Source organism: Hylemonella sp. W303a, from assembly GCF_046452315.1.
Classification (GTDB): domain Bacteria; phylum Pseudomonadota; class Gammaproteobacteria; order Burkholderiales; family Burkholderiaceae_C; genus Hylemonella.
The window spans coordinates 26,154-38,771 of record NZ_JBKFDG010000006.1; the positions used below are offsets into that span (position 1 = coordinate 26,154).

Consider the following 12,618-nt stretch of genomic DNA (forward strand, 5'->3'; position numbering starts at 1 on the left):
AGCGGGAATGACCAAGTGTATCCATTCCCGCATACCGAAATCCCTCTCAACTGCGCATGGAATGACACAGATCAAAGTCCCAGCAAGGCACGGTCGGTGACTTCCAGCCAGCGCCATTGGCCCGGTGCCAGATCGTCGGGCAGTTGCAGCGCGCCAATCCGTGAACGGTGCAAGGTTTCGACGCGGTTGCCCACGGCGGCCACCATGCGCTTGACTTGGTGGTACTTGCCATCGGTCAGCGTCAGGCGCAGATGCAGGGGCGTGGGCAGTTCGCAGGCCGCCGCGCACACCGGTTGTGGGTCGTCATCCAGCACGACACCATCGAGCAGGCGTCGCACGAAGGCTGGCTGCGCCGAATCCGACACGGGGTGCTTCAAGCCCACCTCATAGACCTTGGGCACCTTGTGCCGAGGTGACGCCAGTTTATGGATCAGTTGTCCATCGTCCGTCAGCAGCAGCAATCCGGTGGTGTCTTGGTCCAGTCGTCCGACCGCCTGCACCCCCGCCGTCGCTCCTTTCTTGCCTTGGGCCGGGCGCTGACGCAGCGGCAGTGGCAACAAGGTGTAGACGCTGGGCCAAGCGGAAGGCTTTTGCGAGCATTCGTAGCCTGCGGGCTTGTTCAGCATGATCAGGGCCGAGAGGTGGCAGACCCAGTCCAGGCCACCGTCGCGCAAGCCAGTGCGCCCCTCCAGCCCCTCCACCCTCAGCGGCAAGCCCTCAGGCTCGAACTCGGCCAGCGGATCGATGCACACGGCACCCGCCACGCTCACCCGCCCCTGCTGCACCAAGCCCGCGCAGACCCGGCGGGCGCCAAAACCCTGTCCAAACAAAATGTCCTGCAATTGCATGGGCGGCATTGTGCCCAGTCCTCGGGCGCGACGGCGTGCACGGCTGGACGGCGAGCGGTCTCCCATGCACCGACTCGGCGCGAAGCCCTCCCTCATGGGCCAGGAATGCACCCAGGATTGCATACAAAGTGGTGCGCAATCGAAGCGCGCCAGCTCAGGCGCGTGCATTCCGAGGCACGCCGAGCTGGCATGCTTGATGCAAGTCGGTGTCCCCATGAACGCCGCGCTGACCGCTCCGACCGAAAACGCCCGTCCCAGGCCCGTCGGCATCGAGTTGATCGCTTTGAGCAAGCGCTATGCCTCGGGCAATGTCGCGGTGGACGCCATCGATCTGCGGATTGAAAGCGGCAGCTACTGCTGCCTGCTGGGGCCTTCGGGCTGCGGCAAAAGCACCACCTTGCGCATGATCGCCGGGCACGAAACCGTGAGCGGCGGCGACATCCTGCTGGACAACCGCAACATCACCACCCTGCCCGCCGCTGCGCGCGGCACGGCCATGATGTTCCAGAGCTTCGCGCTGTTTCCGCACCTGAGCGCGCTCGACAACGTGGCCTTCAGCCTGAAGATGAAAGGCATGGCCAAGGCCGAACGGCATGCGAAGGCCCAAGAGCTGCTGGAGCGCGTGTCGCTCGGCCACCTGGCCCAGCGCAAGCCAGGTGAACTCTCTGGGGGGCAGCAGCAGCGGGTAGCGCTGGCGCGCGCGTTGATCACGAGCCCCAAGGTGCTGCTGCTGGACGAACCGCTGTCGGCGCTCGATCCTTTCCTGCGCGTGCAGATGCGGGCCGAGCTGCGGCGCTGGCAGAAGGAGCTGGGGCTGACCTTCATCCATGTGACGCACTCTCAAGAAGAGGCCATGGCTCTGGCCGACCTGATGGTGGTGATGAACCACGGCGTGATTGAGCAAGCAGGCGCGCCCAACGAGGTCTACAACCGCCCCGTCAATGAGTTCGTCGCGCGCTTCATGGGCGGGCATAACGTGTTGGACACGGCGCAGGGCAAAGTGGCCGTGCGCAACGACCATCTCCGGGTCTTGCCCGCGAGCAACGAACAAGGCATCCCCGCCACCATCACCGATGTGGAGTACCAGGGCACGTACGTGCTGCTGGGACTGGACGCCCGCTACACGGTCGACGGCGTGGACCGGCGTGCCGATGTGTCCGCCATGCTGCCCGAGGCCGAATTCCAAGCCCGCCCCTATGCGCCAGGCGAGTCCGTGCGCCTGAACTGGCATGCGGCGCATCCGCTTTGAAGGTCACCTGACTTTTTACCTCCAATCCCTTTCCTCCAACGCACTTCAACCTCACCCAAGGAGCTGCACTATGTCCGAAACCCTGGAACCTCAAAGCGACCTTCAATCCGGCCTGAGCCGACGCCATTTGCTGGCTGGTGTCGGGGGCATCCTGGCCACTGGCATGGCCCCCGCCATCCATGCGCAGGAGAAAGTCGTGCTGCGTTACCTCGGCACGGCGGTGAACCAGGACAAGGCCATCGCGGACAAGTTCAAAGCCGACACCGGCATCGAGATCCAATACGTGGCGGTCACCACCGACGACGTGACCAAGCGCGCCGTCACCGCACCCAACAGCTTCGACCTGATCGACACCGAGTACTTCTCGCTCAAGAACATCGTGCCCACGGGCAACCTCAAGGGCATTGACGCGAAAAAGATCAAGAACGCCGACAAAATCACCACGCTCTTCACCAAAGGTGAAGTCGCCGGCAAGAAGGTGGGCGACCAAGGCACCGCGCCCAAGAAAGTCATCTTCCTGGAAGGCGAGAAGAGCAAGAAGTTCGCGACCTCGCCCACGCAGTGGATGACGCTGATCCCCACGGTCTACAACGCCGACACCCTGGGCATCCGCCCCGACCTGATCAAGCGTCCGATCAACAGCTGGGCCGAACTGCTGAACCCTGAGTTCAAGGGCAAGGCCGCCATCTTGAACATTCCCTCGATTGGCATCATGGACGCGGCCATGGTGGTGGAAGCCAAGGGCATCCACAAGTACAAGGACAAGGGCAATATGAGCAAGGCCGAGATCGACCTGACCATCAAGACCCTGATCGAAGCCAAGAAAGCCGGACAGTTCCGCGCGCTGTGGAAAGACTTCAACGAGTCGGTCAACCTGATGGCGTCCGGCGAAGTGGTCATCCAGTCGATGTGGAGCCCAGCGGTCACCGCCGTGCGCAGCAAGGGCATCGACTGCACTTTCCAGCCGCTCAAGGAAGGCTATCGCGCGTGGGCCGCTGGCTTCGGCCTGCCGGCCACGCTGTCGGGCAAGAAGCTGGACGCGGCCTACGTCTTCATCAACTGGTTCCTCGACGGCTGGGCGGGCGCTTACCTGAATCGCCAGGGTTACTACAGCGCCGTGCTCGACACCGCCAAGGCGCAGATGGAAGCCTACGAGTGGGCTTACTGGATGGAAGGCAAGCCCGCCGCGCAAGACATCAAGAGCCCGCAAGGCGCGGTGATCGCCAAGGCCGGCAGCGTGCGCGACGGCGGCAGCTACGAGCAGCGCATGGGCGGCATCGCCTGCTGGAACGCCATCATGGACGAGAACGCGTACATGGTCAGAAAATGGAACGAATTTGTGGCGGCGTGAAGGAGTAGTCCGCCCCCCTGAGTCGCTTCGCGCCTTCCCCCCGCTCATCCTTCGGTGGCGGGGGGACGCTCCCGGTGGCCTGGCAAAGCCAGTTCCACGGGAGCCCTGGAACGGCTTCGCTGCGCTCACTTTGGTCCCATCTTTTGTCTCCATGAGTACGAACACCATCACTTCCACGCGAACCATTCCCGCTTGGTGGCAGGCGGGACCATTTGCGACGGTGTTCATTCTTTTCTTCCTGATTCCGCTCGCCCTTGTGCTGACGGTGAGCTTCTGGCATTTCAGCGAATACGAGCTGATACCCGGTTTCACGCTGGACAACTACCTCACCGTCTTCGAAGGCTGTTCGAGCCTGACCGACCAGGGTGATTTTTGCGTCACGCTGAGCACCTACCTGTCCACGCTGAAATTCTGCTTCCTGGTCTGGCTGACGACCTTGGTGCTGGGGTTCGCCATCGCCTACTTCCTGGCCTTCCATGTGCGCTCGCCGGGCATGCAGACAGTGCTGTTCGTGCTGTGCACGGTGCCCTTCTGGACGTCCAACGTGATTCGCATGATTTCCTGGGTCCCGCTGCTCGGACGCAACGGCCTGGTCAATCAGATGCTGACGGGCCTCGGGCTGGTCGATCACCCCGTCGAATGGCTGCTGTTCTCTGATTTCTCGGTGGTGCTGGCCTTCGTGCACCTCTACACCATGTTCATGATCGTGCCCATCTTCAACAGCATGATGCGCATTGACCGCAGCCTGCTGGAGGCCGCGAGCGACGCGGGCGCCTCCGGCTGGCAAACCCTGTGGAACGTGGTCGTGCCGCTGTCCAAGACCGGCATTCTCATCGGTTCCATTTTCGTCATCACCATCGTGATGGGCGACTTCGTCACGATTGGCGTCATGGGCGGCCAACAAATCGCCAGCGTCGGCAAGATCATCCAGGTGCAGACGCAGTACCTGCAGTTCCCGCTCGCGGCAGCCAACGCGGTCATCCTGCTGGCCGTGGTGCTGATGATCATCTGGGGCCTGACGCGTCTGGTCGACCTGCGCAAGGAACTCTGACCCATGAATCGCGAACCTCGTCGCGCCGGTTTCTGGCCCCTGGCCCTGGTCTTCACACTCTTCGTGATCTTTCTCTACGGCCCCATGGTCACGATCTTCGTGCTGAGCTTCCAGGGCCCGGAGGGTGGCCTGACCTTTCCGCTGCGCGGTCTCTCGCTGCACTGGTTCCGCCAGCTCGCCGAAGGCTTGGGCACGGTGGACATCGCGGCCGCGCTGCGCCGCTCCCTGCTCCTGGGAACCGTGGTGATGGGGCTGACCGTGGTGTTGTCCGTGCTCGCGGGCCTGGCCTTTCGCAAGAAGCTGCGCGGGGGCGATGCGCTCTTCTATGTGAGCGTGGCCAGCCTGATCATGCCCTCGATCATCATTTCCTTGGGCATTGGCCTGGAGTTCCGCTTGCTCGACGGCGGATTGAAATGGCTGCTCACGATCCTGGGCGAGCACAGCCAGTATGCGCAAGAGACACTGGACAACTACGGCACCGCGCTGGGCCTGATGACCTCGGCCTTGGGAGCGCACCTGACCTGGACCCTGCCCTTCGGCCTGCTCATCATGTTCGCGGTGTTCAACCGCTTCAATCCGGCCTATGAAGAAGCGGCGCGCGATCTCGGCGCCACGCCCTGGCAGACCTTCCGTCACGTGGTGCTGCCACTGATCGGACCTTCGGTCGTGGGCGTGGGCATGTTTGGTTTCACTCTGAGCTGGGACGAGATCGCCCGCACCTCGCAGGCCATCGGCGACGTGAACACCCTGCCCCTGGAACTGCAAGGCCTGACCAGCACCGTCACGACGCCGGCCATCTACGCGTTGGGCACCTTGACCACCGTGGTCTCTCTGCTCGTGATGGGAGTGACCGTGGCGCTGGCTTCGTGGCTGGGGCGGCGGCGCAAGTCCTGAGGGCTCAGGCGCCGCACACCCGTCCCGCCGACCCCGCAGGCACGCTACCGCCCGGGCCGTCCACGTCCTGATCACGTGCGCACTTGGCCTGGGCCACGTCCATGTCGCGCGGCAGGGTGACACCGTTTTTCACCGCCAGCACCTCCGCCATCACGCTGACCGCGATCTCGCTCGGGGTCTTGCTGCCGATGTAGATGCCGATGGGTCCGCGCAGGCGTGCGAGGTCAGCGAGGGTCAGGCCGAAATGCGTGGATAGGCGATTGCGCCGGGCCTCGTTGTTGCGGCGGCTACCTATCGCGCCCACGTAGAACGCCTCGGTGCCCAGAGCTTCCAACAAGGCCATGTCGTCCAGCTTCGGGTCGTGCGTGAGGGCCAGCACGCAGGAACGGCGGTCCGGGCGGAAGGCACGCACCACATCGTCCGGCATCTCGCCCGTCACGGTCGCGCCCGGCACCCGCCAGCCGCCCCGGTATTCCTCGCGCGGGTCGCAGACCGTCACGGCAAAGCCGTTGAACAAGGCCATGGTCGCCAGATACTCGGTCAGTTGCCCGGCCCCGATCAGCAGCATGCGGTACTCGGGGCCGAAGGTGTTGACGAGCACCACGTCATCCAAGCGCAACGCTTCGGGCGTGGCCGCTTCATCCAACGTTGCCAACCCATCGGCCAGTCGCACGGTGCGTCGCATCAAACGTCCGGCATCCAAGGCCTCCACCAAGGCCTGCAGATGGGTGGGGTCCGGGTCACGCTCCAGCAGCAACTCCAGCGTGCCACCGCAGGGCAAGCCGAAGCGGTGCGCCTCGTCGGCGGTGATGCCGTATTTGACGAAGCCCGTGGGCCCAACAGGCAACAGCGGCGCATCGGAGGCCGATGCGGCACCGGTGTAGCGGGCGATGAGGTCGTCCTCGATGCAACCGCCACTCACTGAACCGACCACGGCGCCATCGTCGGCCAAGGCCATGATGGACCCGATCGGCCGAGGCGACGAACCCCAGGTGCGCACCACGGTGGCCAGCACCGCGTGCCGTCCCGCCTGACGCCAATCGCGCAGGCAACGCAACACACGAACGTCCAAGTTGTCCATGGAAGCCGGTTCAACTGACGAGCCAAACGATGGCGATCGCCACGAAGGCGGCGGCAGTCCAGGCCCAGGCTGGAAGCTTGGAGGGTGTGTTGACCGCTTTGTCTGCCACAGCACCTGTGCCACCCGACGGCTCGGCCGTGCGTCCATGCCGCGCCTGCATCTCCTCGTCGAAACGCTTGAAAAAATCCTCGGCCAGGCTGCGTGCCGCGCCATCGATCAAGCGCTGCCCCAACTGAGCGACCTTGCCGCCGACCTGCGCGTGCACGGTGTAAGCCAAGGTCGTGCCACCATCGGCGGGCGTCAGGCTGACCTGGGCGCTGCCCTTGCCAAAACCCGCCACGCCACCCTGACCGTCGAAATGCAGGGTGTAGCCAGAGGGTGGCTGCAAATCAGACAAGGTGATCTTGCCCGCGAAGCGGGCCGACACCGGACCGATCTTCAGGCTCAGGCCGACGGCGTACTGCCCCTCGCCCGTGGCCTCAACCTTGTCGCAGCCCGGAATGCAGCGCTTGAGAACCTCCGGGTCATTGAGCGCGTCCCAAGCCTGTTGCTGAGTGACGGCGAGCTGTCGGCTGCCTTGCATGTCCATGGTCGTCTTCCTCTCTCGGTCTTCATCGTGATGTCATCAGCGTGGCCAGGCTGCCCGCCAGATCTTCAAGTCGGCTCAGGTTGTGGATGGCCAGCATGCCGTCGGCATGGCGGTGCAGCGCCGCCGCGCCCCGCGCCAGCGGCGCGTAGCCCTCGTAGCGCAACAGCGGGTTGAGCCAGAGCAGACGACGGCAATGGCGGCGCAGCCAGGCCAACTCAGCGTTGAGATGCTCGGGCTCGCCCGTGTCCAATCCATCGCTGACCAGCAGCACCAGGGTACGCCGGCCGACCAGGCGCCGCGCGTACTGGGTACGCAGGGTGGTCAGAGACGCCCCCAAGCGGGTTCCGCCGCCGTAGTCGTCGATGAGGGTGTTGGCAGCGCCCAGCATTTCGTCCGTGTCGGCCAAGCGCAGGGCCGGCGTGAGATCGGTCAAATGGGTGCCAAAGGCAAAGAGGTCGCGTCGAACCCGTCGTCCCCCGACCTGCCGCGTCGCCGCGTGCAGGAATGCCAGCAGCAGACGGGCATACCGCTCCATCGAGCCCGACACATCCACCAGGATCAGCAAGGGCAAAGGTTCGGCACGTCGACTCAGGCGCGGCAGTTGCATCAGTTCACCGCCCGTGCGTGTGGCTTCGTGCAAAGCGCCGCGCCAGTTCAAGCGCGTGCCTCGGTCATCGGGCCGCAAGCGGCGTGCCGACACCTGCGGCAAAGGCAAGGGGATATCTCGGGCCAGTCGCTCGACCAGGCGGTATTCGCTGGCGCTCAGTGCGTTGAAGTCGGCCTGACGCAGGCGTTGAAGATCGCTGGCCGTCATCGCAGCGTCGAATTCCACGGTGTCCTCTGCGGGTCGAGGCGCCTGGCTGCCGAAGACCCGCTGCGGCGTCAAGGCCTCACGCACACGGGGGCGGCGCTTCGTGGGTTCGGCCCGCCCCTCGGCGCTGGGCAGCATCTGCGCCAGCAGCTTGTGCGCGACCTCCGGATCGCGGAAGTAGGCATCGAACAGTTCACGGAAAACCGCGCGGTCCTGCTCGCGCGACACCAGCACGGTCTCGAGCGCGGCACCGAGGTCAGCCTTGTGCGCGACATCCACCCAGCGCGCAGCCTCGCAGGCCAACGCGATGCGGGCGCTGTCCAGTCGCACCCCTGCGCGCCGCAGCGCCCGGCCAAAGCCCACGATGTTCTCCGGCAGCTTGCCGCGACGGGCGTCACCGAGCAGCATGTCCGTGCTCCGGAGCTGAAGACTCACCGCGCTCGCCGGACCTGTTCGCCTGGGTGATGCCCCTGTGCTTCATCGTCGCAGGCTCCCTGTCAATCTCAGATTGGGCTTGGACACTCTCTCAAGCGTCTTGCGGAGCCAGCAGCTCTCGCGCCAGTTCGGGCGTGAGCGCGGCCACGTCTTCGCGCTGCTTGAACAGCACGCCAGCGGTGTCGCTCACGACTTCGGGGTCGAGCGCGAGCGTATCGAGCGCCACCAGGGCTCGGGCCCATTCCACGCTTTCGGCCACGCCCGGCGCGCGCTGGAAAGCGCTGGCATAAGGCTGCTCACGCAGACGCCCCACGAAGGCCGCGATTTGCGCCGACAAGGCGGTGCTGGCCTCGGGCACCTGCGCGCGCACGATGGCCAGTTCCCGCTCGCGCTCGGGATAGTCCAGCCAGTGGTAAAGGCAGCGGCGCTTGACGGCATCGTTGAGTTCGCGGGTGCGGTTGCTGGTCAGCACAGTGACCGGTGTGACGGCGGCGCGCACCGTGCCGAGCTCGGGGATGCTGACTTGGTACTCGCCCAGGTACTCAAGCAAAAAGGCCTCGAAGGGTTCGTCGGCGCGGTCCACTTCGTCGACCAACAGCACCGCGCCGGGCGGCGGCGCCTGCAAGGCCTGCAACAAGGGACGCCGGATCAGGTAGCGCTCCTGGTAGACCTCGTGCTCGATCCTTTGCGCGTCCGGACCTGCGCCCTCGACAGCGCGCAGGTGCAGAAGCTGCGCAGCGTAGTTCCACTCGTACAAGGCATCGCGCAACTCCAAGCCGTCGTAGCACTGCAGGCGAAGCAGTGGACGCCCCAAGAAGGCAGCCAGCGCCTTGGCCAATTCCGTCTTGCCGACGCCCGGCTCGCCTTCCAGCAGCAGGGGCCGCTGCAGACGCAAGGCCAGGAAAACGGCAGCGGCCAGTCGTCGGTCTGCGTGATAGCCACGGCCCCGGAGGCCCGCCAGCACCGCGTCGATCGACGTGCAAGGAGCCGCGTCCTCGGCCATCATCGCGTGTCCTGCCCACCTGTCAGCATCGATCTGACGTCGCCGCTGTGGTCAGGACCGCAAAATGACGGGTCTGGGTCTCTGCGCATCAACTCACACACACGGAGTGCACTCGGCTATGCCAAGGCCTGAGCCACCGCACGCTGCGCCAACACGCCGATCAGGTGGGCGCGGTAGTCGGCTGAGCCATGCAGATCTCCGCTCAACTCGGCGGCGTCGATCACCACCTTGGCAGCCGCTTCGGGGGTGAAGCTTTTGCCCAGCGCGGCCTCCAGCCCCGCGTGACGAAAAACCCCATTGCCTCCCCCCGTGACGGCGACGCGCACGCCTGCGTCGGTCTGCGCGACGAAGACACCGACCAGGGCAAAACGTGACGCTGGCTGCTTGAACTTCATGTAAGCCGCGCGCTTGGGGATCGGGAAGCGGATGCCGGTGATGATCTCGCCATCATCCAGCGCCGTGGCGAACAGGCCCTGAAAGAAGGTGTCCGCCGCAATCTGTCGTTTCGTGGTCTGCACGGTGGCACCCAAGCCCAGAACCGCCGCGGGGTAGTCGGCGGCCGGGTCGTTGTTGGCCACCGAACCGCCCAAGGTGCCCAGGGCGCGCACCTGCTTGTCGCCGATGTGCGCGGCCAAATCGGCCAGGGCCGGGATGGCCGCGCGGACCTCGGCACTGTCGGCGACCTCGGCATGGCGCGTCATCGCGCCGATGATCAGGGCCTGGCCCTCCTTGCGGATGCCCGCCAGCTCGCGCACCGCGCCGAGATCGGCCAGTTTGCCCGGGTCGGACAGCCGCAATTTCATCGAAGGTAGCAGGGTCTGTCCCCCAGCGAGCAGTTTGGCGCCCGAGGTGGCAAGTCGCCCGGCATCGGCCAGGGTGCTCGGACGTTCGAAGGTGAATGCGTACATGGCATCTCCTTACTTGGCGGATTGGATGGCTTCCCACACCCGCGCGGGCGAGGCAGGCATGTCGAACTCTTGCACACCCAAGGGGCGCAGGGCGTCCAACACGGCGTTGATGACCGCAGGTGGTGAACCGATGGCACCGGCTTCGCCGCAGCCCTTGGTGCCCAGCGGGTTGTGCGTGCACGGCGTGCAGATGGTGTCGAGCTGGAAGGTCGGGAAATCGTCGGCGCGCGGCATGGCGTAGTCCATGAAGCTGCCGGTCAGCAGCTGACCGGTCTGCCGGTCGTAGACGCAGTTCTCCAACAGCGCCTGGCCGATGCCCTGCACGAGGCCGCCGTGCACCTGACCCTCCACGATCATCGGGTTGATGATGGTGCCGAAGTCGTCCACCGCCGTGAAACGGTCCACCCGCACCGCACCCGTGGCCGGGTCCACCTCGACCTCGCAAATGTAAGTGCCGGCTGGGAAGGTGAAGTTGGTCGGGTCGTAGAAGGCAGTTTCGTTGAGGCCGGGTTCCAGCTTGTCCAGCGGGTAGTTGTGCGGCACGTAGGCGGTCAGCGCGACCTGGCCGAAGGGAATTTTTTTGTCCGTGCCCTTGACCTTGAACTCGCCTGCGCTGAACTCGATGTCGGCATCGCTGGCCTCCATCAGGTGGGCGGCGATCTTCTTGGCTTTGGCCTCGATTTTGTCCAGCGCCTTCATGATGGCCGCGCCCCCGACGCTGATGGACCGCGAACCATACGTGCCCATGCCGAAAGGCACGCGCCCCGTGTCGCCATGGACCACGTCCACGTTCTCCACGGGAATACCGAGGCGCGCCGCAACCACCTGGGCGAACGTGGTTTCATGGCCCTGGCCGTGGCTGTGGGAACCGGTGAACACCGTGACGCTGCCGGTTGGGTGCACGCGGATTTCGCCGCACTCGAACAGGCCGGCCCGCGCGCCCAGGGCACCCGCGATGTTCGAAGGCGCGATGCCGCAGGCCTCGATGTAGGAGGAGTAGCCAATGCCACGCTTCAGGCCCTTGGCCTCGCTGGCCTTGACGCGCGCCGCGTAACCGGCGACGTCGGCCAGTTTCTGCGCCTTGTCCATGGCAGCGCGGTAGTCGCCCACGTCGTACTGAAGGGCCACCGGCGTCTGGTAAGGAAACTGGGTAATGAAGTTGCGGCGGCGGATTTCGTCCTGACCCAGACCCAGCTCCCAGCCACAGCGGCTCACCAGGCGTTCCAGCAGGTAGGTGGCTTCGGGGCGGCCCGCGCCCCGGTAGGCATCGACCGGCGCGGTGTTGGTGAACCAGGCGTCGACCTCCACATAGATCTGCGGTGTCGTGTACTGCCCGGCCAGCAGGGTCGCGTAGAGGATGGTGGGCACCGCAGTCGAAAAGGTCGACAAGTAGGCGCCCAGATTGGCGTCGGTGTGCACGCGCAGCGCAAGGAACTTGCCATCCTTGTCCATGGCCATCTCGGCATGACTGACATGGTCGCGCCCATGCGCGTCGGACAGAAACGCCTCGCCGCGCTCGGCCGTCCACTTGATGCTGCGGTTCAGTTGCCTTGCGGCCCAGGTCAGGGCCACGTCCTCGGCATAGAGGAAGATCTTCGAGCCGAAGCCCCCGCCGACATCCGGCGCGATCACACGCACCTTGTGCTCGGGCAGGCCCAGCACGAAGGCCGTCATCAGCAGCCGTTCAACGTGCGGGTTCTGGTTGGCGACGTAGAGCGTGTATTCGTCGGTCGCGCGGTTGTAGCTGCCAATGGCTGCGCGCGGTTCCATCGCGTTGGGAATCAGGCGGTTGTTCACCAGGTCCAATCGGGTCACATGGGCCGCCTTGGCGAAGGCCGCGTCCACAGCCGCCTTGTCGCCGATGGCCCACTTGTAGCAATGGTTGTCGGGCGCGATGTCGTGCAACGCCGGGCCTTGCTTTGCGTCCCCGACGGCGACCACGGCGTCCAGTACGTCGTAGTCGACCTCCACGGCCTCGGTCGCGTCGCGGGCCTGCTGCAGCGTCTCGGCGACCACCATCGCCACGTGGTCACCCACATAGCGCACCTTGCCTTGCGCGAGCACGGGATGTGGCGGCTCTTTCATCGGCGTGCCATCGGTGCTGGTGATGAGCCAGCCGCAGGGCAGGCCATTCATCTTGCCTTCGATGTCCTTGCCGGTGTACACCTTCAGGACACCCGGCATCGCTTCGGCCTTGCGGACGTTGATGGATTTGACGACAGCGTGCGCATGCGGCGAACGCACGAACACGGCCTGCGCCTGGTGCGCGAGGTTGACATCGTCGGTGTACTGGCCCGCGCCCGTCAGGAATCGGTAGTCCTCCTTGCGGCGGACGGCCTCGCCGATGTGGGGCAGCTTGGCAAAGTCGGTGGCACCCATGTTTGGTCTCCTCGGGGTT

11 protein-coding genes are annotated in these 12,618 nt (G+C 65.2%); 4 read left to right on the forward strand and 7 right to left on the reverse strand.

Going from position 1 to position 12,618, the window contains the following annotated elements; all coding sequences use genetic code 11:
* Window positions 1-71: 71 nt before the first annotated feature.
* A complete protein-coding gene (locus tag ACLBKS_RS12145; protein ID WP_410193073.1) occupies window positions 72-848 on the reverse strand; it encodes a 16S rRNA pseudouridine(516) synthase in 777 nt (258 codons plus the stop codon).
* Window positions 849-1,062: 214 nt separating this feature from the next.
* Between ACLBKS_RS12145 and ACLBKS_RS12150 the strand changes: the two genes are divergently transcribed.
* From ACLBKS_RS12150 to ACLBKS_RS12165, 4 genes are all read left to right on the forward strand, one after another.
* The gene (locus ACLBKS_RS12150; protein WP_410193074.1) at window positions 1,063-2,097 is read left to right on the forward strand and encodes an ABC transporter ATP-binding protein; all 1,035 of its coding nucleotides are present in this window, start codon (window positions 1,063-1,065) and stop codon (window positions 2,095-2,097) included.
* Between the two features lie 70 nt (window positions 2,098-2,167).
* A complete protein-coding gene (locus tag ACLBKS_RS12155) occupies window positions 2,168-3,448 on the forward strand; it encodes a PotD/PotF family extracellular solute-binding protein (RefSeq protein WP_410193075.1) in 1,281 nt (426 codons plus the stop codon).
* Window positions 3,449-3,599: 151 nt separating this feature from the next.
* Entirely contained in the window at window positions 3,600-4,499 is a 900-nt protein-coding gene (locus tag ACLBKS_RS12160) for an ABC transporter permease (RefSeq protein WP_410193076.1), read from the forward strand.
* A 3-nt stretch (window positions 4,500-4,502) separates the two neighbouring features.
* Window positions 4,503-5,393: an ABC transporter permease gene (locus ACLBKS_RS12165; protein ID WP_410193077.1), complete on the forward strand. Its 891-nt coding sequence runs from the start codon at window positions 4,503-4,505 to the stop codon at window positions 5,391-5,393.
* 4 nt (window positions 5,394-5,397) lie between these two features.
* On the opposite strand, the gene ACLBKS_RS12170 is transcribed toward ACLBKS_RS12165, so the two are convergent.
* From ACLBKS_RS12170 to ACLBKS_RS12195, 6 genes are all read right to left on the reverse strand, one after another.
* Entirely contained in the window at window positions 5,398-6,474 is a 1,077-nt protein-coding gene (locus ACLBKS_RS12170) for an XdhC family protein (RefSeq protein ID WP_410193078.1), read from the reverse strand.
* Between the two features lie 10 nt (window positions 6,475-6,484).
* Window positions 6,485-7,063, reverse strand: a complete 579-nt coding sequence (locus ACLBKS_RS12175) for an SRPBCC family protein (protein WP_410193079.1) — start codon at window positions 7,061-7,063, stop codon at window positions 6,485-6,487.
* A 22-nt stretch (window positions 7,064-7,085) separates the two neighbouring features.
* Window positions 7,086-8,282, reverse strand: coding sequence for a vWA domain-containing protein (locus tag ACLBKS_RS12180; protein ID WP_410193080.1), 1,197 nt, complete (start codon window positions 8,280-8,282; stop codon window positions 7,086-7,088).
* A 118-nt stretch (window positions 8,283-8,400) separates the two neighbouring features.
* Window positions 8,401-9,315: an AAA family ATPase gene (locus tag ACLBKS_RS12185; protein ID WP_410193081.1), complete on the reverse strand. Its 915-nt coding sequence runs from the start codon at window positions 9,313-9,315 to the stop codon at window positions 8,401-8,403.
* 113 nt (window positions 9,316-9,428) lie between these two features.
* Complete coding sequence (locus tag ACLBKS_RS12190) at window positions 9,429-10,220, reverse strand: FAD binding domain-containing protein (RefSeq protein ID WP_410193082.1); 792 nt, start codon at window positions 10,218-10,220, stop codon at window positions 9,429-9,431.
* 9 nt (window positions 10,221-10,229) lie between these two features.
* Window positions 10,230-12,599, reverse strand: a complete 2,370-nt coding sequence (locus ACLBKS_RS12195) for a xanthine dehydrogenase family protein molybdopterin-binding subunit (RefSeq protein WP_410193083.1) — start codon at window positions 12,597-12,599, stop codon at window positions 10,230-10,232.
* Window positions 12,600-12,618 lie beyond the last annotated feature (19 nt).